General features: G+C 70.8%; 19 protein-coding genes and 1 pseudogene. 9 read left to right on the forward strand and 11 right to left on the reverse strand.

The features are described from left to right. Positions 1-4: 4 nt before the first annotated feature. Together IG08_RS0126565 and IG08_RS0126570 are read right to left on the reverse strand one after the other, a co-directional pair. Complete coding sequence (locus tag IG08_RS0126565; RefSeq protein ID WP_030607278.1) at positions 5-850, reverse strand: hypothetical protein; 846 nt, start codon at positions 848-850, stop codon at positions 5-7. A gap of 60 nt (positions 851-910) precedes the next feature. Then, positions 911-1861, reverse strand: a complete 951-nt coding sequence (locus tag IG08_RS0126570) for a GlxA family transcriptional regulator (RefSeq protein WP_030607281.1) — start codon at positions 1859-1861, stop codon at positions 911-913. A 71-nt stretch (positions 1862-1932) separates the two neighbouring features. Between IG08_RS0126570 and IG08_RS0126575 the strand changes: the two genes are divergently transcribed. Further along, positions 1933-2883 (forward strand): NADP-dependent oxidoreductase, encoded by a 951-nt coding sequence (locus IG08_RS0126575; protein WP_030607284.1) that lies wholly within the window; start codon positions 1933-1935, stop codon positions 2881-2883. Between the two features lies 1 nt (position 2884). Here the strand turns inward: IG08_RS0126575 and IG08_RS0126580 are convergent, their stop codons facing one another. Continuing rightward, positions 2885-3991 carry an NAD(P)-dependent alcohol dehydrogenase gene (locus IG08_RS0126580; RefSeq protein ID WP_030607287.1) on the reverse strand — a complete coding sequence of 369 codons (1107 nt, stop codon included), beginning with the start codon at positions 3989-3991 and terminating at the stop codon, positions 2885-2887. 40 nt (positions 3992-4031) lie between these two features. After that, positions 4032-5486: an aldehyde dehydrogenase family protein gene (locus tag IG08_RS0126585; RefSeq protein WP_030607290.1), complete on the reverse strand. Its 1455-nt coding sequence runs from the start codon at positions 5484-5486 to the stop codon at positions 4032-4034. 103 nt (positions 5487-5589) lie between these two features. Between IG08_RS0126585 and IG08_RS0126590 the strand changes: the two genes are divergently transcribed. Further along, positions 5590-6027 carry a MarR family winged helix-turn-helix transcriptional regulator gene (locus tag IG08_RS0126590; protein ID WP_030607293.1) on the forward strand — a complete coding sequence of 146 codons (438 nt, stop codon included), beginning with the start codon at positions 5590-5592 and terminating at the stop codon, positions 6025-6027. A 223-nt stretch (positions 6028-6250) separates the two neighbouring features. Then, positions 6251-6631: an anti-sigma factor antagonist gene (locus IG08_RS0126595; protein WP_030607296.1), complete on the forward strand. Its 381-nt coding sequence runs from the start codon at positions 6251-6253 to the stop codon at positions 6629-6631. Between the two features lie 17 nt (positions 6632-6648). Here the strand turns inward: IG08_RS0126595 and tuf are convergent, their stop codons facing one another. Together tuf and IG08_RS0126605 are read right to left on the reverse strand one after the other, a co-directional pair. Beyond that, positions 6649-7842, reverse strand: a complete 1194-nt coding sequence (gene tuf / locus IG08_RS0126600; protein WP_030607299.1) for an elongation factor Tu — start codon at positions 7840-7842, stop codon at positions 6649-6651. 56 nt (positions 7843-7898) lie between these two features. Next, positions 7899-8852 carry a ribose-phosphate diphosphokinase gene (locus IG08_RS0126605; RefSeq protein WP_030607303.1) on the reverse strand — a complete coding sequence of 318 codons (954 nt, stop codon included), beginning with the start codon at positions 8850-8852 and terminating at the stop codon, positions 7899-7901. A gap of 197 nt (positions 8853-9049) precedes the next feature. On the opposite strand from IG08_RS0126605, the gene otr(A) reads away from it, so the two are divergent. Then, complete coding sequence (otr(A), locus tag IG08_RS0126610; protein WP_030607306.1) at positions 9050-10912, forward strand: tetracycline resistance ribosomal protection protein Otr(A); 1863 nt, start codon at positions 9050-9052, stop codon at positions 10910-10912. Positions 10913-11034: 122 nt separating this feature from the next. On the opposite strand, the gene IG08_RS0126615 is transcribed toward otr(A), so the two are convergent. Together IG08_RS0126615 and IG08_RS0126620 are read right to left on the reverse strand one after the other, a co-directional pair. Next, a complete protein-coding gene (locus tag IG08_RS0126615; RefSeq protein ID WP_043455250.1) occupies positions 11035-13236 on the reverse strand; it encodes a protein kinase domain-containing protein in 2202 nt (733 codons plus the stop codon). A gap of 104 nt (positions 13237-13340) precedes the next feature. After that, positions 13341-14534, reverse strand: coding sequence for a cytochrome P450 (locus IG08_RS0126620; protein ID WP_030607315.1), 1194 nt, complete (start codon positions 14532-14534; stop codon positions 13341-13343). 142 nt (positions 14535-14676) lie between these two features. On the opposite strand from IG08_RS0126620, the gene IG08_RS0126625 reads away from it, so the two are divergent. The 3 genes and pseudogenes from IG08_RS0126625 to IG08_RS0126635 form a co-directional block, all read left to right on the forward strand. Continuing rightward, positions 14677-15339 carry a DUF4230 domain-containing protein gene (locus IG08_RS0126625; RefSeq protein WP_030607318.1) on the forward strand — a complete coding sequence of 221 codons (663 nt, stop codon included), beginning with the start codon at positions 14677-14679 and terminating at the stop codon, positions 15337-15339. Positions 15340-15446: 107 nt separating this feature from the next. Next, positions 15447-16049, forward strand: a complete 603-nt coding sequence (locus IG08_RS0126630; RefSeq protein ID WP_030607321.1) for a VanZ family protein — start codon at positions 15447-15449, stop codon at positions 16047-16049. 153 nt (positions 16050-16202) lie between these two features. Beyond that, a pseudogene (locus IG08_RS0126635) lies at positions 16203-16784 on the forward strand (ricin-type beta-trefoil lectin domain protein); the annotation flags it as partial. A 15-nt stretch (positions 16785-16799) separates the two neighbouring features. Here the strand turns inward: IG08_RS0126635 and IG08_RS0126640 are convergent. Continuing rightward, positions 16800-17036 carry a hypothetical protein gene (locus tag IG08_RS0126640; protein WP_030607327.1) on the reverse strand — a complete coding sequence of 79 codons (237 nt, stop codon included), beginning with the start codon at positions 17034-17036 and terminating at the stop codon, positions 16800-16802. A 135-nt stretch (positions 17037-17171) separates the two neighbouring features. Between IG08_RS0126640 and IG08_RS0126645 the strand changes: the two genes are divergently transcribed. Beyond that, positions 17172-18200 carry a PHP domain-containing protein gene (locus IG08_RS0126645; protein ID WP_030607331.1) on the forward strand — a complete coding sequence of 343 codons (1029 nt, stop codon included), beginning with the start codon at positions 17172-17174 and terminating at the stop codon, positions 18198-18200. A 292-nt stretch (positions 18201-18492) separates the two neighbouring features. Further along, positions 18493-19455 carry an SDR family NAD(P)-dependent oxidoreductase gene (locus IG08_RS0126650; RefSeq protein ID WP_030607334.1) on the forward strand — a complete coding sequence of 321 codons (963 nt, stop codon included), beginning with the start codon at positions 18493-18495 and terminating at the stop codon, positions 19453-19455. A gap of 122 nt (positions 19456-19577) precedes the next feature. On the opposite strand, the gene IG08_RS55970 is transcribed toward IG08_RS0126650, so the two are convergent. Beyond that, a complete protein-coding gene (locus tag IG08_RS55970; protein ID WP_052424890.1) occupies positions 19578-20393 on the reverse strand; it encodes a hypothetical protein in 816 nt (271 codons plus the stop codon). Positions 20394-20674: 281 nt separating this feature from the next. Beyond that, positions 20675-21325, reverse strand: coding sequence for a M15 family metallopeptidase (locus IG08_RS0126660; protein WP_030607341.1), 651 nt, complete (start codon positions 21323-21325; stop codon positions 20675-20677). Positions 21326-21346: the final 21 nt, after the last annotated feature.

The raw sequence follows: 21346 nt of genomic DNA on the forward strand, positions 1-21346 counted from the left end.
ACCGTCACTTGCAGGCCACGGTCCGCTCCGTCCGGGGCCAGGCCTCCACGCCGTCGGGGGTGCGGACGTACGCCGTCCGCCGGTCGTCCGTCAGCCACAACCGCCAGTCCTCGTAGCGGTATCCGGTGTCGTGGGCGCCGGCCGGTATGCGGACGTCGCCGTCGTAGGCGGCCGTCAGCATGCCGGATCCGAGCAGGCCGTCGGGATCGCGGGCGTACATCCGCAGGTCCTTCCCGTCGCCCATGTCCAGGAAGTGCACCTTCTGCCAGCCGCAGTGGTCGTCCCCGGCGGAGCTGCCGACCTCCGTGGTCGGCACCCGGTTGCCGTCGCGGTCGGTCCAGATCTCGTACCCGTGGGAGTCGGTCCAGCTCGCCGGGAGTTCGGCCGGATCGCAGGAGGCCGTGGTCTCCGGGCCCCAACCGGGCCGGTCCCTCCCGTCCTTGGCGACGACGACCGCGACCTTGGTGCGGCCGTCCACGTCGTACGAGAAGAGCACGCGGCCGGACTCCCTGCGCTCGACCCGGTAGCCCGAGCGCGGGACCTCGGGCTGTTCGACGTCGAAGTAGGTCTCCAGGCCCTCCTCGGGCGTGTCCCCGCCGTCGCCTTCGCTCCAGGTCTCGCCCTGGCCTCCGGCGTGGATCGCGGTGTCGCACTCCAGGGCCCGGCCTGCGGCTCCCGCTTCGGCGGCCGCGGCCTGTGCGCCACCCTCGGCCGACTCCCCGGTGGGGACGTACAGGGGTCCGGCGTAGGGCGTCGCAGGAGGCGTGCCCTCCACGAGCACGTCCTCCGTCCTGGCCCCGCACCCCACGGCCGCCACCGCCACCAGCACCGCCACGAGTCCTCTGCCCATTCCCGCCCCCTGCTCGGTTTCTTGATCCTTCGACGCGGCGGGGGCCCGGAACGTTCGCGGTCAGCGAGCCGCCGTCTGGAACGTCCGCCGGTATACCTGCGGCGACACCCCGATCGCGGCGTGCAGGTGCTGGCGCAGGGAGGCGCCGGTGGCGAAGCCGACCCGGCCCGCGATCTGGTCCACCGACAGGTCGCTCGCCTCCAGCAGGTGCCGGGCGCGGGCGACGCGCTGCTGGATCAGCCAGCGGCCGGGGCTGACGCCCACCTCGTCGTTGAAGCGGCGCGCGAAGGTGCGCAGGCTCATCCGGGCGTGGGCGGCGAGGTCGGCCAGGGTGAGGGGGTCGCCGAGCCGGGCCAGGGCCCACTCCCGGGTGGCGGCCGTGCTCGTCGCACCGCACTCCGGCACGGGCTGCTCGATGTACTGGGCCTGGCCCCCGTCCCGGAAGGGCGGGACGACACAGCGGCGGGCCACCCTGTTGGCCAGTTCGCTGCCGTGGTCCTTGCGCACGAGGTGCAGGCAGACATCGACCCCTGAGGCGGCCCCGGCCGAGGTGAGCACTCTGCCGTCGTCGACGAAGAGCACGCCCGGGTCGAGGGCGACCTCGGGAAACATGCTGCGGAACCGGTCGGCCAGGTGCCAGTGCGTGGTCGCGGTGCGGCCCGCGAGGAGTCCGGCCGCCGCGAGGACGAACGCGCCGGTGCAGATGGAGACCAGGCGCGCGCCGGGCGGGATTAGCGCGAGCGCGGCGGTGACCTCGTCGGGCAGCTCGGCGCGGACGCGCGCGGGGTCGATGGGCGGGACCACCACCGTGTCCGCAGTGCTCAAGATCTCCGGGCCATGCTCGACGGCGATCGTGAAATCGGCGTTGGTAGGCACCGGCTGCCCGTCGACGGTGCAGGTCAGCACCTCGTAGCGGCCGTCCGCCGCGCCGAGGATCCGGCTGGCGATGCCCAGTTCGAAGGGGTAGACGCCCTCCAGGGCCAGCACCACGACCCGCTCCACATGACTCATGGCACGATCCTATCGAAGGTTGGCAATCATGCCATTTCCCGGTCGGGCGGGCCCGGGCAGGCTGGATGACCATGAGCCATGTGAAGACGATGCGAGTCATCAGCCAGGACGTCCTCGGCGGTCCCGAGGTCCTCAAGGAGATCGAGGTGGAGCGCCCGGCGCCGGGGCCCAACCAGGTGCTGGTCCGGGTCCGCGCCGCCGGGCTCAACCCCACCGACTGGAAGCACCGCGCCGCCGGCATCTTTCTGGGTGAGCCGCCCTTCGTGCTGGGCTGGGACGTCTCGGGCGTGGTCGAGGCGGTCGGATTCGGCGTCGCCGCCTTCGGGCCCGGGGACGAGGTCTTCGGGATGCTGCCCTACCCGTACGGCCACGGCTCGCACGCCGAGTACGTGATCGCCCCGGTCCGGGCCCTGACACGGAAGCCCGCGGGCATCGACCACGCCCAGGCCGGAGCCCTTCCGCTGGTGTCGCTGACCGCCTGGCAGGCCCTGGTGGAGCACGCCGACCTGCAGCCGGGGCAGCGGGTCCTCGTCCACGCGGCGGCCGGCGGGGTCGGGCATGTGGCCGTGCAGATCGCCAAGGCGCGCGGGGCGTACGTGATCGGTACGGCGAGCGCGGGCAAGCACGAGTTCCTGCGGGGGCTCGGCGTGGACGAGGTGATCGACTATCGGGAGACCGACTTCGCCGAGGCCGTCAAGGACGTCGACGTGGTGCTGGACACCATGGGCGGCGACCACGCGCTGCGCTCGCTGCGGGTGCTGCGTCCGGGCGGGCTGGTGGTGTCGATCCTGCCGGTCGGGGCGGAGGGGTTCCGCGAGGAGGCCGAGCGGCTCGGCGTACGGGCGATCACCATGCTCGTCGACGCCGACCGGGCCGACATGGAGGCGATCGCGGACCTCGTCGAGCAGGGGAAGCTGCGGGCCGCGATCGCCGGGACCTTCCCGTTGGCCGGTGTCGCCGAGGCGCATGCGCTCGGCGACACCGGCCGGACGACGGGGAAGCTGGTCCTCGTAGTGGACTGACTCAGAACGTCAGCACGGGCTTGATCGCCTTGCCCGCGCCCATGTCCCGCACCGCCTGCTCGATCTCCGCGAACGGATAGGTGCTGATCAGGCGGTGCAGCGGGAGCCGCCCCTCCTTCACCAGCCGGACCAGGGCGGGGATGAACGTCTGGGTCTCGGCGTCACCGAGGGTGAGGCCGACGACCTGCTTGCCGCCGAGCAACCCGTTGACGTCCAGGGCGACTTCGGTGCCGAACGGCGGGGCGCCGACGACGACCAGGGTGCCGCGGGCGCCGAGCGCGTCGACGCCCTGGCGCAGCACGCCGACGTTGCCCGTGGTCTCCACGATGCCGTCCGCGCCCTGGCCTCCGGTGATCCCGGCCAGTGCCTCACCGAGGTCCTGGTCAGCCGCGTTCACGGTGTGCGTGGCACCCAACTCCCGCGCCAGGGAAAGGCGTTCGCCGACCCTGTCGACCGCGACGATGTTGGTGGCCGGGGTGAGGGCGGCGGCCATGACCGCGGACAGACCGACGGCTCCCGCACCGAGGACCACGATCGTGCTGCCGGTGTCCGGCTTCAGTACGTTCCACACGGCACCGACGCCCGTCTGCACCCCGCAGCCCAGCGGGGCGATCGACTCCAGCGGCACGTCCGGGTCGACCTTGACGAGGCTGCGCTCGTCCACCAGGGCGCGCTCTGCGAACGAGGACTGGCCGAAGAAGTGGCCGCCGAGCGGCTCTCCGTCGCGGCTGATGGTGCTGGTGCCGTCGGCCCGGCGGCCGCCGAGGAGGTTCAGCGGCAGCCAGGTGGCGCAGTACGCCGGGTGGCCGCCGTGGCAGTTGCGGCAGTCGCCGCAGGAAGTGAAGGACAGCACGACGTGGTCGCCGGGAGCGACACCGGTGACGGCCGATCCGACGGCCTCGACGACGCCGGCACCCTCGTGCCCCAGGATGCCGGGGAGCGGGAAGGGCAGTCCGCCGCTCGCCACGCTGAGGTCGGTGTGACACAGACCGGTGGCGACCATGCGGACGAGTGCCTCATGGGGTGCGGGCTCGTCGAGGACGACGTCGGAGAGGGTGAAGGGTGCTCCGCCGGACTCGACGACGGCGGCGCGGGTGGTGGTGGACATCGGTTGAACTCCCTTTGTTTTCGCGCGCGTTGAGTCGAGCTCAGTCAAGCGAGACGACGACGGACTTGACCTTGGTGTAGGAGGCGAGCGCCTCGGGCCCGTACTCGCGGCCGAAGCCGGAGTCCTTCACGCCGCCGAAGGGCACCGCGGGGTCGAGCATGGCCCAGTCGTTGACCCAGACGATGCCCGCCTGGAGCCGGTCGGCGATGCGGTGGGCGCGGGCGAGGTTGGTGGTCTGGACGCCCGAAGCCAGGCCGTACGGCGTGGAGTTGGCGAGCTCGACCGCCTCGTCCTCGGTGTCGAAGGGCTGCACGGTGAGGACGGGGCCGAAGATCTCCTCCTGGACGACCCGGGAGTCGTTCGACAGGTCGGCGATCACCGTGGGCTTGTAGTAGTAGCCGCCGTCGAGGTCGAGCCGCTCGCCGCCGCAGACGATGCGGCCGCCCTCCTTGCGGGCGATGTCGACGTACTCCTCGACCTTCTTGAGGTGCTTCTCCCCCGCCATCGGACCGATGACGGTCTCGGGGTTGCGCGGGTCGCCGATCGGTACGCCGGGGACGGCCTCGCCGAGGATGCCGAGCAGGGTGCTGTACACCGGGCGGGCCACCAGCAGCCGCGGGCCGCCCATGCAGAACTGGCCGGTGTTGAAGACGAAGGCCTTGATGACCGAGCCGACCGCCTTCTCGAGGTCGGCGTCCTCGAAGACGATGTGGGCCGCGTTGCCGCCGAGCTCCATGGTGACGGGCTTGAGGGCCTCGCCGGCGGTGCTCGCCACATGGCGGCCGATCGCGGTGGAGCCGGTGAAGGCGACCTTGTCGATGCCGCGGTGGCGCAGCAGGGCCTCGCCGGCCACCGGGCCCGTGCCGGTGACCACGTTGACCACGCCGTCCGGGACGCCCGCCTCCTTGAACAGCCGGGCCATGTAGAGGGCGCTGAGCGGGGTCTCGTCGGCCGGCTTGTGCACCACGGTGTTGCCGGCGGCGAGCGCGGGGCCGATCTTCGAGCCGGCGAGGATCAGCGGGAAGTTGAAGGGGGTGATCGCGGCGACCACACCGAGCGGCTCGCGCTTGGTGTACGCGAGCGCGTTCATGGGAGTGTCGCGGACCGAGCCGTCCAGGGAGTGGGCGAGGGCGGCGAAGTGCTCGTAGTCGTTGGCAGCGTTCGTCACGTCCACTGCGTGCGCCAGCGTGATCGGCTTGCCGACGTCCAGGCTCTCCAGCCGGGCGATGTCGTCCGCGTTCTCCCGGATCAGCTCGGCGACACGGTGCAGTACGCGTCCCCGTTCACGGCCGCTCAGGCCGGACCAGGCGCCATTGTCGAAGGCCTCCCGTGCGGCCCGCACGGCCGCGTCGACGTCGGCGGCACCCGCCTCCGCGACGGTGGTGACGACCGCGCCCCGGGACGGGTCGACCACCTCGGTGCGTGCTCCGTCGGCGGCCTCGCGCCACTGGCCCCCCACGAACAGCTGTCCGGGTTCGATCTCGAAGGTGGTCATCACCGCTCCTCAGCCTCATCGCCAAGATTTCAACCAACAGGATTCCTGTTGTTCCGCAGTCTCTTTACAGACAGGTTTCCTGTCAATGCTCTAGTCTGAACTCATGCTCGACACTCAGGTGACCAAGGCGGCCCCGTCGCTTCTCTACATGGTGAAACAGGTGGAGCTCGTTGTCCGCTCCCACCTGGATGAACTTGTCAGACCCTCAGGGATCACCGCGCTGCAGTACACCGCGCTGACCGTGCTGGAGCGGCACGACGGACTGTCGGCCGCGCAACTGGCCCGTGACTCGTTCGTCACCGCCCAGTCGATCGCCGATCTCGTGCGGTCGCTGGAGACCCGGGGGCTGGTGCGCCGGGAGCGCAATCCCCGCAACCGCCGCGAGCTGCTGATCCTGCTCACCGAGGAGGGCCGCGGGCTGCTCGCGCGGCACGAGGAACCGGTGCGGGAGCTGGAGGAGAGGATGGTGCGGGACCTCACGGCGCACCAGGCCCAGCAGTTCCGGCAGGCACTCTCCAAGGCCTGGCACGCCCTGTCGTAAGACACCTCGTAAGACTGCTGCAAGCCCTCGATCGCAATTCGAAGACATATGTCAATCGAACATGCTCAAATTCACTCCATCGAGGGTAACTTGCAGGGCGGGGAACGGATTTGCACGCACCCAGGGGCCGGTGGCACGTCTACGCTCACACCACGTCGTCACCCCGGCCCCCGGTGACCTGCAACCCCTGGCGTCCGTGGAGCAGGTTGGAGGCGATGTCGTCGTGCAGCAGGAACCTGCGCCGCTGACCCGGCATCTGCGTGTCCACCAGGACCGTGGCCATACGGTGCTGGAGTTCCGCGGGGAGATCGACATCGTCGCGGCCATGGAGATCCTCCCGTATCTGGACCGGGTCACGGGGCGCACGGACACCCGTCTGGTGATCGACCTCAGCGGGGTGGAGTTCTTCGACTGCTCCGGGCTGCGGCTGCTGTACCGCGCGCGGGCCCGGGTGCTGGACCGGGACGGCCGGCTGCTCCTGGTCTGCACACATCCGCTCACCCTGCGGGTCCTGCGGGTCACCGGACTCGCCCGGCTGCTGCCTCCGATGGCGTCGCTGGACGCGGCCCTGGGCCAGCCCGAGGCCACGTCCGGCACGTTATGACGGCCGCGTGAGCGCGGTTACCTGAGGATCTTGGTGACCTGTCCGGCGCCGACGGTCCGGCCGCCCTCGCGGATGGCGAACTTCAGCCCCTCCTCCATGGCGACCGGCTGGATCAGCTCGACGTACATGGTGGTGTTGTCGCCCGGCATGACCATCTCGGTGCCCTTGGGCAGGGTGACCACGCCCGTCACATCCGTCGTGCGGAAGTAGAACTGCGGACGGTAGTTGTGGAAGAACGGCGTGTGCCGGCCGCCCTCGTGCTTCGACAGGATGTAGGCGCGCGCCTCGAACTGCTTGTGCGGAGTCACCGACCCCGGCCTGATGACGACCTGGCCGCGCTCTACCTCCTCCCGCTTCACACCCCGCAGCAGCAGACCGACGTTCTCGCCCGCCCGGCCCTCATCGAGGAGTTTGCGGAACATCTCGACGCCGGTGACGGTGGTCCGCGTCTTCTGCTCGTGGATGCCGATGATCTCGACCTCGCTGTTGACCTTCAGCGTCCCGCGCTCGATCCGGCCGGTGACGACGGTGCCGCGTCCGGTGATGGTGAACACGTCCTCGATCGGCATGAGGAACGGCCGGTCCACGTCACGCTCCGGCTCGGGCACGAACTCGTCGACGGCCGCGAGGAGTTGGAGCACCGACTCGGTCCACTCGGGGTCCCCTTCGAGGGCCTTGAGCGCGGAGACCTTGACGACGGGGACGTCGTCGCCGGGGAACTCGTACTCCGTCAGCAGCTCGCGCACCTCCAGCTCCACGAGCTCGAGGATCTCCTCGTCGTCCACCATGTCCGTCTTGTTGAGGGCGACGACGATGTACGGCACGCCCACCTGCCGGGCCAGCAGCACATGTTCCTTGGTCTGCGGCATCGGCCCGTCCGTCGCCGCGACGACCAGGATCGCGCCGTCCATCTGGGCCGCGCCCGTGATCATGTTCTTGATGTAGTCCGCGTGTCCCGGACAGTCGACGTGCGCGTAGTGCCGGTGCTGCGTCTGGTACTCGACATGGGCGATCGAGATCGTGATCCCGCGCTGGCGTTCCTCCGGCGCCTTGTCGATCTGGTCGAACGGCGTGTACGGGTTCAGGTCGGGGAACTGGTCGTGCAGCACCTTCGTGATGGCCGCCGTGAGCGTCGTCTTGCCGTGGTCGATGTGACCGATGGTGCCGATGTTCACGTGCGGCTTGGTCCGCTCGAACTTCGCCTTCGCCACTGCGGGCCCTCCTGGTCACCTGGGTGATGCCGGGGTTGCCTTGCTCTCCCTCATGTCTATTCGGTCGGGGGCGTGTCGAACAGGGCGCTGACGGACTCACCGTTGTGAATACGGCGTACGGCCTCGGCGAGCGCCGGTGCGATGGACAGGATCCGCAGCTTGTCCGTGCGCTCCTCGTGGAGGACCGGCACGGTGTTGGTGCACACGATCTCCAGGACGTCGGGCTGCTCGCCGATCCGCTTGAGCGCACCGTCCGCGAACAGACCGTGCGTGCACGCCACCCGGATCGACCGTGGCCTCAACTCCCGCAGCCGGTCCAGGAGTTCGAGGACGGTGCTGCCCTTGGCGATCTCGTCGTCCAGCACGATGACATCCCGGTCGGTGACCTCGCCGATGACGTCGCTGATGCTGACCCGGTCGTCGGCGAAGCGCTGTTTGGCGCCCGCGGCCACCTGGGCGCCGATCAGCCGCGCGAACGCGGCCGCCTCCTTGGCGTTGCCGAGGTCCGGGGAGACGACGGTGGTGCGGGTCAGGTCGTACTGCCGGAAGTGCGCGGCCAGTTCACGCAGCGCGTGCAGGTGGTCGACGGGCACCGAGAAGAAGCCGTGCACCTGCGGCGAGTGCAGGGTCATGGCCAGCACACGGCTCGCGCCGGCCGCGACCATCAGGTCGGCGACGAGCCGTCCGCCGAGCGAGATGCGGGGCGCGTCCTTCTTGTCGGAGCGCGCGTAGGAGTAGTGCGGCATGACGACGCTGATCCGACGCGCCGAGGCCCCGCGCGCCGCGTCGCACATCAGCAGCAGCTCCACGAGGTGCTCCTGGACCGGCCTGACCAGCGGCTGGACGAGGAAGACGTCCCGCTCCCGGCAGTTGGCCTGCAGCTGCACCTCCAGGCAGTCGTTGGCGAACCGGCTGACCCGGGTGGGGCTGAGCGGAACACCGAGATGCGCGCAGACCTCCGCCGCCAGCTCGGGGTGGGCGCTACCGCTGAACACGGCGATGTCTCGCACGAACCTGCTCCTCGCATGGTCATTCCGGCTGCCGGGGCCCTGCTACGGACCGTCGAAATTCGGTTGCGGTCCCCCACCGGCCGGACGCCATGATGGCAGCGTCCGCATTCCCTCACGTCAGGACCCTCGCATGCGCCGACTCCTCGAGATCACCCAGTGCCCCCTTAGGCCCACGGTTTTCGAGGACTCGACCACGCATGCACACCCTGAACATCGGAATTCTGGCCCACGTCGACGCCGGTAAGACCAGCCTCACCGAGCGGCTGCTGTTCGACCACGGCGCGATCGACCGGCTCGGCAGCGTCGACACCGGTGACACCCGCACCGACGACGGCGCGATCGAGCGGCAGCGCGGAATCACCATCCGCTCCGCGGTCGCCGCATTCACCGTGGGCGACACCCGGATCAACCTCATCGACACCCCCGGGCACTCCGACTTCATCGCCGAGGTCGAGCGCGCCCTGGAGGTCCTCGACGGCGCGGTGCTGCTGCTGTCCGCCGTGGAGGGCGTGCAGGCGCAGACCCGCGTGCTGATGAGGACCCTGCGCCGGCTCCGACTGCCCACGCTGATCTTCGTCAACAAGATCGACCGGGCCGGCGCCCGCTCCGAAGGTCTGCTCGCCGACATCCGGCGCAGGCTGACGCCGTACGTCGCACCGCTCACGGACGTCAGGGGCATCGGCACCGCCCGGGCCCGGGTGACGCGCCGCCCGTTCGAGGACCGGCGCCTGGCCGAGACCCTCGCCGAGGTGGACCCCGACATCCTGGCGGCGGTCGTGGACGGCCCCGAGCCCACCGCGGACGACCTGCGCAAGACCCTCGCCGCGCGCACCGCCGACGGCTCCTTCCACCCCGTCTTCTTCGGCTCCGCCCTCGGCGGCCAGGGCGTCGCCGAGCTGGTCGAGGGTGTGACCCGGCTGATCCCGCCGACGCCGACGACGCACGGCACCGAACCGCGCGGCACGGTGTTCGCCGTACGCCCGGGTCCCGGCGGCGAGCGGACGGCGTATCTCCGCCTCTACGACGGTGAAGTGACGGAACGTCAACGCATCACGTTCCTGCGGCGCCAGGCCGACGGCCGGACCAGCGAGGTCCCCGCGCGGGCGACGCGCCTCGACGTGATCGGCGGAAGCGGACCGCTCACCGCCGGGAACATCGCGGCGCTGACGGGCCCCACGGGCCTCCGCGTCGGCGACCGGCTCGGTGAACTCACCGACCGCTCACCGCAGTTCGCGCCCCCGACCCTGGAGACGCTGGTCAGCGCCCGCCACCCGGAGCAGGTGGCCCGACTGCGCTCCGCCCTGCTGCCCCTCGCCGACCAGGACCCGCTGATCCACGCCCGGCCCACGGTCGCCGGCGCCACGGCGCTGCTCCTCTACGGCGAGGTCCAGATGGAGGTGCTCGCGGTCACGCTCGCCCAGGACTTCGGCATCGAGGCCGAGTTCGAGCCCGGCCGCGTGCGTTTCCTGGAGCGCCCGCGTGGTGTCGGCGAGGCCTGCGACGAGAACCCGTGGCACGACCACACCCGCTACTGGGCGACGATCGGGCTGCGTGTGGAGCCGGGACCGCTCGGCACCGGCGGGGTGTTCACGTACGAGACGGAACTCGGGGCGCTCCCCCGGGCCTTCCACCAGGCCATCGAGGAGACGGTCCACGCGAGCATGCGGTCCGGGCTGTGCGGTGCGGCTGTGACGGACTACCGAGTCACCCTCGTCCGGTCCGGTTACGCGGCGCCGATCAGCACGGCGGCCCACTTCCGCGGGCTCACCCCGATCGTGCTGCGCCGGGCCCTGGAACAGGCGGGGACCAGGCTGTACGAGCCGTACCACGCCTTCGAGGCGGAGGTCCCGCTCGACGCGCTGTCCCCGGTGACAGCTCAACTCGCCTCGGCCGGAGCCGAGTTCACGGGCACGACGGGCGGGAGCACCGCGTGGCTGATCACCGGCGAGCTTGCGGCTCGGCGGGTGCGCGAGATCGAGCTGCGGCTGCCGGGGCTCACCCACGGGGAGGGGGTGTGGTGGTCACGGTTGTCGGGCGACCGTGAACTCAGTTCCCGCTAAGCGAAAGCGCCCCCAAAGGGGCGCGGGGCTGTATCGATCTGCGGCTCCGCCGCGTGGGCGCGACCAGCCGCAACGGCGCCGCAGACGAAGAACGACACAGCGCGGCCCCTCCAGCGGAGCGCCTAGCGGGCGTTGGGACGGTCCGGGCGGACGGAGAAGGCCTTGTCGCCCGCCGCGGCCACGATCGCGTCCTTCACCAACAGCACGCTGGGAATCGTGTCCTCCGCCGAGGTCCCCGGGTCGTCCAGCTTGTCCATGGTCCACCGCACCGCGCCGGTGCTGCGGTCGAGGGCGAGGAGACGGCCGTAGCGGTTGGCGAAGTAGAGGGCGTCGTACTTCGTCGAACGCACCGGAGCCGACAGGTTCTCGACCTGCGTGTCCTCCTGCCACAGCCGCTTGCCGTCGCTCACCCGCAGCGCGGTGACGGTGCCGTCGGGGCGGACGAAGTACACGACGCCGTCGATCACGGTGCCCGTGCCGCGCGGGGTGCCCGACAGCGGGGTCCGGGTGACGGCGCCGCTCGTCGGGTTCACCCGCAGCAGGGCCTTGTACGGCTCGTCGCGGCCGTCGTTCGACTCGCCCTCCAGGCTGGTCCGCACCGCGAACACCGGCTGTCCACCTACGGCGGCGAGCGGCTCCGCGGCCAGCGGCAGGGAGGCGAGCTCGTGCGCCGTACCGTCGGCGGGGTCGAGGCGCAGGAGGCTTGCCTGGCCTCTGTAGGGGTCGTTCGCGTCGGTGCACACGCCGTAGGGAGTACCGCCGAGGACCATCGGGGCGCAGCCGGTGCCCGCCGACGCCTTGGCCGGGGTGCGCCACAGGTCCTTGCCGGTCTTCAGGTCGACGGCGACGAACTCGTTCCCCTCGGCCGACATGGCGAGGGCGCCGCCGTTGAACAGGGCGGCGGGATAGCTCGCGGAGACCGCGCGGGTCCACACCCGTTTCCCGGTGTCCGCGTCGAGAGCGACCAGGTTCACGGTCGAGTACACCTCGTCCTCGTCGGGCACCTCGCTCGTGTACACGACTGCGTCCCGGATGCCGAGGGGGCGGTCGGCGGCCGCGGTGTTGCCGCCGTACCGCCAGGCGACTCGGCCCGAGGCGGCGTCGATCCGGGCGACCGTGAAGCCGGTCGTCCCCGCGCAGAACACGGCGGATCCGCCGGACACACAGCCGGAGTCGGCGCTGTCCACGTTGATGGCCACGGGATCGGACTGCACGGCTCGGGTGAGACTCGTCTCCCAGGGCTGCCAGCCGATGGGGAGTGCCGGGGAAGGAGAGGCCTTGGCGGAGGGGGTGTTCTCGGCAGGCTCCGGGCTCGCCATCACGGCGTAAACCGACACGGACACCGCGGTGACGGCCAGGGCCGCGCCGAGGACGGCGAGGCGGCGCACCCGGCGTCGGCGGCCGTCCTTTGCGCGGGGCACAACCGTCGTGTTCCCGGACCTCCGGGCGGCTCTCCGGCCTTCCGGAGGGGACGGCGGGCCGGGGACGCCGGGGACGACAACATCCGGCAGGCTCCTGAACAGCTCGTGCAGTTCGGCGAGTTGGGGCCGGGCGGCCGGGTCCTTGTCCAGGCAGCGCTCGACGATCCTCCGCAGAGGGTCCGAGGTGCCGTGCAGGGTCGGCGGCTCGTACATCACCTGGTAGCCGGTCGTGTAGGGGCTGCCGCCGTCGAAGGGGCGGTTGCCGGTGGCCGCGTACACCAGCAGGGAGCCCAGCGAGAACACGTCGGAGGCAGCGGTCACATCCCGGGGCGAGGCGAACTGCTCCGGCGACATGAACGGCGGGGTGCCGATCAGCCGCCCGGTCACCGTCAGGGTCTGGTTGTCGGCGGCGCGCGAGATGCCGAAGTCGATGACGCGCGGCCCGTCCTCGGCGATCAGGACGTTGCTGGGCTTCAGGTCCCGGTGCACGACGCCCGCCTGATGGATGTCCCGCAGCGCCTCGACGAGCCCCAGCGCGAGGACCCGCAACTGGCGCCCGCCGAGGGGGCCTTCCTTGGCAACGAGGTCCGACAACGTCCGCCCCGGCACGTACAGGGTCGCCATCCATGGCACCTCGGCGTCCGGGTCCGCGTCCACCACCGGCGCGGTGAACGCCCCGCTCACCCGGCGGGCCGCCGCCACCTCCTGGCGGAACCGGGCCCGGAACTCCTCGTCCAGCGCGTACTGCGCGTGCACGACCTTGACCGCGACCTGCCGTCCTGAGGCGGCGCGCCCCAGATAGACGATTCCCATGCCGCCGCTGCCAAGCCTGTCGACGAGCTCGTAGCCGCCTATGGAGCCCATGGAGCCGATGGAGTCCGATCCCCCGGTGCTCGTCGACATCGCCGGTCGCCCTCCCCGAAATCCCCTGTGTCGCATGTGTCGCACGGCTGTTCAGGGGGATCAGAGTAGTGCCTGCCCGACGGACGGATCACAGGACCCTCGGCTCACCAGGACACCGGCAGCCGTCGCGGGCTGCGGGTCATCTGTCCCTCCCGCCATTCGATCGTCTCGGGGGTGAACTCGGCGCGCAGGTCCGGGAAACGGGCGGCCAGGCGGTGCAGGGCGAGGCCGAGTTCCAAGCGGGCGAGCCAGGCGCCGAGACAGTGGTGGGGACCGGCGCCGAAGACCACGGTGGGCGTGGGCAGGGGGGCGAACAGGTCGGTCTCGTCCAGCGGCGGGAAGACGTCGGGGTCGCGGCCTGCGGAGTTGGTCTGGACGGCGACCACGCTGCCGGCCGGGATGGTCACACCGCCGACGTCGACGTCCTCGACGGCCCGCCGGATCAGACCGGGCAGCACCCTGCCCTCGCTCAGCGGAACGGTGCGCAGCAGCTGTTCGACGGCGGCGGACGCCGTCTCCTCGTCCTCGGCGAGCCGTGCCCAGGCCTCCCGCCCGTCGGTGAGGAGATGGACGACGATGTTGCCGAGGGCGGTCATGGTGGTCTCGTGTCCGGCGACGACCAGGCCCAGGACGAGGATCACCAGCCGCCGTTCGTCGATCCCGAGGGCGTCGCCGGCCGCCACCAGGGCGCTGACCAGGTCGTCGCCGGGTTCCTTGCGCCGCTCGGCGACCAGACCGGCGGAGAACTCGCCGAACTCCCGCATGGCGAGCCCCACTTGTCCGGCGGTGTGCGCGCCGCCGGACAGGGCGTGGTCGGCCCAGTCGCGGATGCGGTCCCAGTCGGCGTGGTCGAGGCCCATCAGCCGGGAGATCACCGACACCGGCAGGGGGCGGGTGAACCCCTCGATGATGTCGGCCGGTTGTGTGCGGGTCGCGAACTCGTCGAGGAGGGTCTCCACCACCGAGGCGATCCAGGGTCGCCAGCGGGCGATCGCGCGGGGCGTGAACGCCCGCTGCACCGTGCCGCGCAGCAACTGGTGGGCGGGACCGTCCTGGTTGAGGAGTCCGTCGGGGGTGTCCAGCAGGTTCGGCACGACGAGCAGCGGCGGGGCGCCCTCGGCCTTCAGGGACTGCCGGTCGAAGCGGGGATCCATGAGGACCTGCCGCACTTCGTGGTACCGGGTCACGAGCCAGACCGGGGTGCCGGTGGCCAGGGCGGAGAGCCGGGGCGGGCCGGCCTCGGGAAAGGTCATGCGGTGCATGGGACGAAGGGGCCGGGAGGTGCTGTCTGCGCTCATCCGGGTCTCCAGACACGCCGGTAAGGAGAGTTCTCCACGCTAGTGCGCCGCCCGTGCACCCGTCATCGGTTCCAATCGGCCAACAAGACGGTCTGGCAAGGCCTTTGAGGGGAATCCGTAAAGGAGGAAGGAGGGCCGTCGCATGACGACTCCCATCAGGCGCGTATCCAGGCGCATGCCCGGCTGGGCGAAGGCGGTGAGCGCTGTCGTCCTGGTGCTCGTGGTGTTCTTCGCCGGCATCAGCCTCAGCGTGATCCCGGGCCTCAAGGACCTCTTCGGCACCGAGACGCACGACCGTTCGGGCCCCGCACTGCTCGAGTCCATCCAGGACATCAGCCGTTACGACGCCGCCTCCGGCAATTTCCAGATCGTCGTGGACCTGGAGAAGGACACCAAGTACCTGCCCGACGCGATCCGCGGCTCCCGCACCCTGTACGTCGGGGCGGGCAACGTGGACGCCTACGTCGACCTCGGGAAGGTCGGCAAGAACGACGTGACGGTCAACGCCGACCGTACGTCCGCCACGCTCAAGCTGCCGCACGCGCAACTCGGCAAGGCCGCCCTGGACGTCGACCGCTCTTACGCCGTGTCCAAGCAGCGCGGTCTGCTCGACCGGTTCGGCGACCTCTTCTCGGACAACCCCAACAGCGAACAGGCCGTGCAGAAGCTCGCCGTGAAGCACATCACCGAGGCGGCGAAGAAGAGCGAGCTGACCAAGCGCGCCGAGACGAACACCACCGACATGCTCGAAGGTCTGCTGGGGTCCCTCGGCTTCAAGGAGGTGCGCGTCACCTACGGCACCTGATCACCCACCGAGCACGCGTGGCAGAGCCAGGGCACCGGGGCGGCATTCTCGGCGGGTTCGCGGGTAATCGCCCTGGGCAGCAGGAAAGTTGAAGAGTGGAGGACCGCATGGCCCGAGCAGCCTTACCGTTCCGCCTGCGCACCACCAAACCCGAGGTGCCCGAGAAGACCGAGCGGAAGGCGCCCAAGTCCGGCAAGACCGAGCGCAAAGCGCGACCCAAGTCCGGCAAGGCCGAGCGCGGCACACAGCCGGCCCGGCGCGCACGGAACCCTCTGTTCTTTCCCGTCCGCCTGCTGGCGATGCTCTTCGCCTTCGCGTTCATGGTGGGCTTCGCCGTCGTGCTGGCGCGGCTGACTCTGGAGCCCTCTCCCGCTTCGGTGGCACTGACCCACACCAACTTGCACCCGGGGAGTTCTCTGCGGGCCTATCTGGACCAGCCCGAAATGCGGGATGCCATCAAGCAGATCGGCGGAAACCTCCTGCTGGGCGTGCCGTTCGGCATTCTGGTGCCGGTCGTCGCGCCGAAGGCACGCGGGATCCTGCGCGTGCTGCTGCTGACCGCCGTGGTCATGCTCCTGGTCGAGTTCGCGCAGGGCGCCCTGGTCACCGGGCGGGCCTTCGACATCGACGACGTCATCCTCAACACCACCGGAGCCCTCATCGGCTATCTGCTGCTGGGGCGTCGACTGAGCCGGGCACTGCACGCCTGAGGTCCTGAGCGGCGGCTCACACGGAGGGCCGCCGCTCAACTTCTGGTCCACACCAAGATATTGACGCCCCCTTATCCCACTCCATGAATCAAGAGACGACGCCTTCGTCCCCCATCTCGATCGGCGCACCCGCATCCCGGGCCGCCGTACGGCGGCTCCGAGCCCTCCACCGGGCACGGCACCATCCCCGCGGCCCCGACTGGCGCGGCCCACTCCCTGCCGAACGGCCAGGCCTTCGCCGACGCCTTCCACACCTTCGCCGTCGGCTGGGCACCCGGCTCGATCACCTGGTCCGTGGACGGGACCGTCCACCAGCGGCGCACGCCCGCCGACCTGGGCGGCCGGACCTGGGTGTTCGACAAGCCTTTCTTTCTGATCCTCAACCTGGCGGTCGGCGGCTACGGGCCCGGCGACCCGGACGGTTCCACGGGCTTCCCGCAGCAACTCCTGGTCGACCACGTATCCGTGACGACCGGTGACACGGCCGCGGGCGTGGCGATCAGAGCACTGGCGGGCAAGTGCGTCGACGCCACCGGGGCGAACCCGGCCAATGCCACACCCGTACAGCTCTACGCCTGCAACGGCACCGCGGCGGCCCAGCAGTGGACCGTCGGATCGGACGGCACGCCGCGGGCGCTCGGCAAGCACCTGGACGTCACCGGCAACGGCACCGCCGACGGCTCGACCGTTCAGCTGTGGGACTGCACCGGCGGCCCCCACCAGAAGTGGACGGTCTGCTGACGCGTCCGGTCAGTGCCGGGTCCAGGTGAACTTGTCCCCGCCCACCCAACGGACCACGTCCGGATCGTCCAGGTCGTGGACCGTGATGCCGAAGGCGGCGGCCGTCTCCAGGACGTCCGTGACGGTCTTCGCCGCACCGACCATCTGGCCGTCTATCTCCACGATCCGGAACGGCGGCGTGCTTGGTTGCACCCCGAGCACCATGATCCGCGGATGAGCTATGTGCGGGCTCGCGATTTCGGTCATGAATAGAGCGTAGAGCGCAATCCGCGAGAACGAGTCGTCCACGTCGAACACGACATATGACTCAATGTACGAACAAACCATCCGCTCGCCGTGCGAACCCCTCCAGCCTGGGGAAATCTGGAGGAGGAGGTGGTGATGGATCCCATCGAGGCTCTGGAGCGGATCGCCTTCCTGCTGGAGCGGTCCCTGGCGCCGACGTACCGCGTCCGCGCCTTCCGCGGCGCGGCCCGGGTGCTGGCCGCGCTGCCCGCGGACGAGGTGCGCGAGCTGGCGGAGAGCGCGTCACTGGAGTCACTCAAGGGCATCGGCCCGAAGACCGCGCAGGTGGTGCGCGAGGCGCTGGCCGGAGAAGTGCCCGGCTACCTGGAGAAGGTGGAGGGCGACAGCGCCGCCCCGCTCTCCCACGGCGGGGAGCGGCTGCGGGCGCTGCTGCGCGGGGACTGCCATCTGCACTCCGACTGGTCGGACGGCGGCAGCCCCATCGAGGAAATGGCCCGGACGGCGGCGGAGCTCGGCCACGAGTGGGCGGTGCTCACCGACCACTCACCGCGGCTGACGGTGGCCCGCGGACTGTCGCCCGCGCAGCTGCGGCAGCAGCTGGACGTGGTGGCGGAGCTGAACCGGACCTGGGCGCCGTTCCGGCTGCTCACCGGCATCGAGTGCGACATCCTCCACGACGGTTCGCTCGACCAGGAGCGGGAGCTGCTGGAGCGCCTCGACGTCGTGATGGTGTCCGTGCACTCCAAGCTGCGCATGGACGCCCGCTCGATGACCCGCCGCATGGTGAACGCCGTACGCAATCCGCACGCCGACGTCCTCGGGCACTGCACCGGGCGGCTGGTGACCGGGCAGGGACGGCCGGAGTCGGAGTTCGACGCGGACGAGGTGTTCGCCGCGTGCGCCGAGTCGGGCACGGCCGTGGAGATCAACAGCCGGCCCGAGCGGCTCGACCCGCCCCGGCGGCTGCTGCGGCAGGCCGTGGCGGCCGGGGTGCTGTTCTCGGTCGACACCGACGCGCACGCGCCCGGTCAGCTCGACTGGCAGATCCTCGGCTGCGCCCGGGCGGAGGAGTGCGGGGTGCCGGCCGAGCGCGTGGTCAACACGTGGAGCGTGGAGGACCTGCTGGCCTGGACCCGGGAGGGCCGGACACCATCCCGAGGGTGACCCAGATCACCGCAAAACGCGACAGGCGGCGGAACACCGAAGGGTCGTTGCCCGTTGAACAACTCGTGGGTACGGATGGGACAGTGCCCCCGGGCCTCACCTATTGCCCACAGGGACGATCGTTCGGCTGAAGCCCTGTGGAGCCTTTCGCCGAGAGGCGACCGCCATCCGTGCCCACCACTGAACCGCCCCGACCGTGATTCCCCCGTCCGGTCGGGGCTTTCTCATGCACCGGCGCGTGCTCCCGGGCCGGCTTGACTTCGAGAGCACTCCAATTCGTAGCGTTCCGCGCATGACCACTGCACAGCACAAGATCGGTTCGGGGTTCGGCACCCGCAGCACCGCCGACGAGGTCCTCGCCGGCGTCGACCTGTCCGGCAGGCTCGCGATCGTCACCGGCGGCTACTCGGGGCTCGGCCTGGAGACCACGCGCGCACTCACGAAGGCCGGCGCCCGGGTCGTCGTCCCCGCCCGCCGCCCCGACGCCGCACGGGAGTCGCTGGGCGGCCTGGCCGGCGTAGAGGTGGACGAACTGGACCTCGGCGATCTGGAGAGCGTGCACGCCTTCGCCGAGCGGTTCCTGGCCTCCGGCCGCACGATCGACCTCGTCATCGACAACGCCGGGATCATGGCCTGCCCCGAGACCCGGGTCGGGCCCGGCTGGGAGGCGCAGTTCGCGACCAACCACCTCGGCCACTTCACCCTGGTCAACCGCCTGTGGCCGGCGATCGAGCCCGGTGGCGCCCGCGTGGTCTCCGTGTCCTCGCGTGCCCACCACTTCGCCGGGATGCGCTGGGACGACGTCCACTGGCAGCACGGCTACGACAAGTGGCAGGCGTACGGGCAGGCGAAGACGGCTAACGTCCTGTTCGCCGTGCACCTCGACAAGCTCGGCGCCGACCGCGGTGTACGGGCCTTCTCGCTCCACCCGGGCGGCATCATGACCCCGTTGCAGCGCCACATCCCCAAGGAGGAGATGGTGGAGCGCGGCTGGATCGACGAGCAGGGCACCGTGCTCAACCCCGAGGGCTTCAAGACCCCGGAGCAGGGCGCGGCCACCCAGGTGTGGGCCGCGACCTCGCCCCAGCTGAACGGCATGGGCGGTGTCTATCTGGAGGACTGCGACATCGCCGAGCCCGCTGTCGACGGCGACCAGAGCAGCGGCGTCAGGGACTGGGCGACCGACCCGGAGCAGGCGGCGCGCCTGTGGGAGCTGTCGGCGGAGCTGACCGGCGTGAACGCCTTCGCCGCCTGAGGGCTGACGCGAGGCGAGGCTCACCACCTGAGTGGTGAGCCTCGCCTCGCGTACGTTACGACGGCGGTATGGAGATCCCTCCGTTTTGAACCCTCCCCCAGCTGAAGCAGGGGATTCCTGGCTCAGGAAGCCCCGCAGGTCGGCGACCTGAAAGGTCTTACTCCCTGGTTCGTTGAGCAAAGCTCAGGTGTGCCGTCTTGGTTCTCGACCCACACCGTGTACGCGCTTGGTTCTCGCAACGTACGACAGGCAGCGCGCAGGCCGTGCTCGCGCAGCTGCCGGTGGTCGGCGATCAGGTCGGCGTACTCGGCACGCAGGCCGGCCGCGTGGAACTGCTCCAGCCGGGCGCCGGTGTCCGCGAGGCCCGTGCGCCGCACGCACCTCGCCTCGGCCACGGCGTACCGCTTCTGCAGATCCGCGGCCTGCCGCTGATCGAGATCGCGGGCGCGGCTCTGCCACGCGCCGCGCAGCTGCGCCGGGTCCTCGGCCTTCCGCACCGGCGCGACGCAGCGCGCCCAACGGGCGAGCACGGCCCGGTACGCCGGGTCCCGGGTCACACGGTGATGGGCGGCGGCCTCGAGGTTGTTGACCGCGACCGCGACCTCGGTCCGGAACCAGCGTGCCTGGTCGCCGTAGAGGACGCGTTGTGCCTCGGCTAGACAGCCGTCGCTGTTGGCTCGGCCGACGAGGCCGGTGGCCGTACGGGTGGACAGTTCACGGCGTCCGGGGCCGAACAGGGCGTCGACCAGCCGCTGTTGCTGTGCCGCCGCCCTCTTCCCGGGCTGCGGCGACGGCTGTTCCTGTTGCGTCCCGTCCGCGTCGCCGAAGCCGTGCTCGGCGGCCCAGGCCGGGTCGTCGATCCCGTAGGGGAACTGGCGCCGCGGTGCGGCCGCCGTGTCCTGCGAGCTGCCGTTGCCGCTTCGCGTTCTGCCGGACAACGCCGTACGAGCGCCGACTCGGCGTTCTTCAGCAGGTCGTCCTGGGCCGGGGTGGACCGCGGTACGGGTCGAGGCTCCCCCGAATCGCTCCGGCCCGCGCCGTCCGCGCAGCCGCCGACCATGGCCGCCACGCACTCGACAGCGCCACCGTGGAAACGAACCTCGAAGCCCGCACCGTGGCCCCCCTCCCCCCGGATCAGCCGTCTTCCGACTCCCCCGTCGGCTTGGTTCCAGTAGAGGGGAGCGGCGGGCGGTTGTGATCCTCGGAAGTCATAGGGCGGTTACGGCAGTTCCCTCGGCCCGTACAGGGCGGCGGGCGCGCCGCTCGCCAGCGCCCAGTAGCGGTCTCCGTACGACCAGTGCCACCACTCGGTCGGGTAGTTGACCAGCCCGGCCGCGCTCAACGCCCCGCCCAGCACGGCCCGGTTGGCCCTCGCCGTGTCGGTGATGTTGTCGGCGTCCGTGTAGCAGGCGCCGTCACTCTCTTCCGGGGTGGCGTTCATGGGCGTACCCATGTCGAGCTCGCGACCGTCGGCGGCGGCCAGGGTCAGGTCGACGGCCGCTCCGGCACTGTGGGGGGCGATCTCGGGCGGGGAGACGTAGCGGCTGGCGGCGGCGCGGAGCCGGTCGGCGGACCAGTCGGGGTGCTCGCCGCGCAGTTCGTCGGCGTACGACTCGAAGTAGCGGCGCTGGAGGGCCGGCGGGCGGTAGCCCTCGACGAAGAGCAGCCGCAGGCCCTCCGGCAGCAGGTTCTGCGCGTGCAGAAGCCGGTCGAGCACCCCCTGTCGGAGGTGGATCTCCGCGCCCTCGGAGTCCTTGTGCTTGCGGTCGTCGACCAGGAGCGAGCCGCTCACGTCGACGAGGCGTTCACCGCACTCCTCGACGGGTATCGCGGCGACCCGGGCGTCGGACATCAGGATGATCTCGTTCATGCCGTGATCATGCCTCGCGCC

This window comes from Streptomyces fulvoviolaceus, assembly GCF_000718165.1.
GTDB classification, from domain to species: Bacteria; Actinomycetota; Actinomycetes; order Streptomycetales; family Streptomycetaceae; genus Streptomyces; species Streptomyces fulvoviolaceus.

Excerpts from the sequence above, each read along its gene's own strand:
- IG08_RS0126565 (WP_030607278.1), bottom strand. The coding sequence starts at position 850 with ATGGGCAGAGGACTCGTGGCGGTGCTGGTGGCGGTGGCGGCCGTGGGG.
- IG08_RS0126570 (WP_030607281.1), bottom strand. The coding sequence starts at position 1,861 with ATGAGTCATGTGGAGCGGGTCGTGGTGCTGGCCCTGGAGGGCGTCTAC.
- IG08_RS0126575 (WP_030607284.1), top strand. The coding sequence starts at position 1,933 with ATGAGCCATGTGAAGACGATGCGAGTCATCAGCCAGGACGTCCTCGGC.
- IG08_RS0126580 (WP_030607287.1), bottom strand. The coding sequence starts at position 3,991 with ATGTCCACCACCACCCGCGCCGCCGTCGTCGAGTCCGGCGGAGCACCC.
- IG08_RS0126585 (WP_030607290.1), bottom strand. The coding sequence starts at position 5,486 with ATGACCACCTTCGAGATCGAACCCGGACAGCTGTTCGTGGGGGGCCAG.
- IG08_RS0126590 (WP_030607293.1), top strand. The coding sequence starts at position 5,590 with ATGCTCGACACTCAGGTGACCAAGGCGGCCCCGTCGCTTCTCTACATG.
- IG08_RS0126615 (WP_043455250.1), bottom strand. The coding sequence starts at position 13,236 with ATGTCGACGAGCACCGGGGGATCGGACTCCATCGGCTCCATGGGCTCC.
- IG08_RS0126620 (WP_030607315.1), bottom strand. The coding sequence starts at position 14,534 with ATGAGCGCAGACAGCACCTCCCGGCCCCTTCGTCCCATGCACCGCATG.
- IG08_RS0126625 (WP_030607318.1), top strand. The coding sequence starts at position 14,677 with ATGACGACTCCCATCAGGCGCGTATCCAGGCGCATGCCCGGCTGGGCG.
- IG08_RS0126630 (WP_030607321.1), top strand. The coding sequence starts at position 15,447 with ATGGCCCGAGCAGCCTTACCGTTCCGCCTGCGCACCACCAAACCCGAG.
- IG08_RS0126640 (WP_030607327.1), bottom strand. The coding sequence starts at position 17,036 with ATGACCGAAATCGCGAGCCCGCACATAGCTCATCCGCGGATCATGGTG.
- IG08_RS0126645 (WP_030607331.1), top strand. The coding sequence starts at position 17,172 with ATGGATCCCATCGAGGCTCTGGAGCGGATCGCCTTCCTGCTGGAGCGG.
- IG08_RS0126650 (WP_030607334.1), top strand. The coding sequence starts at position 18,493 with ATGACCACTGCACAGCACAAGATCGGTTCGGGGTTCGGCACCCGCAGC.
- IG08_RS0126660 (WP_030607341.1), bottom strand. The coding sequence starts at position 21,325 with ATGAACGAGATCATCCTGATGTCCGACGCCCGGGTCGCCGCGATACCC.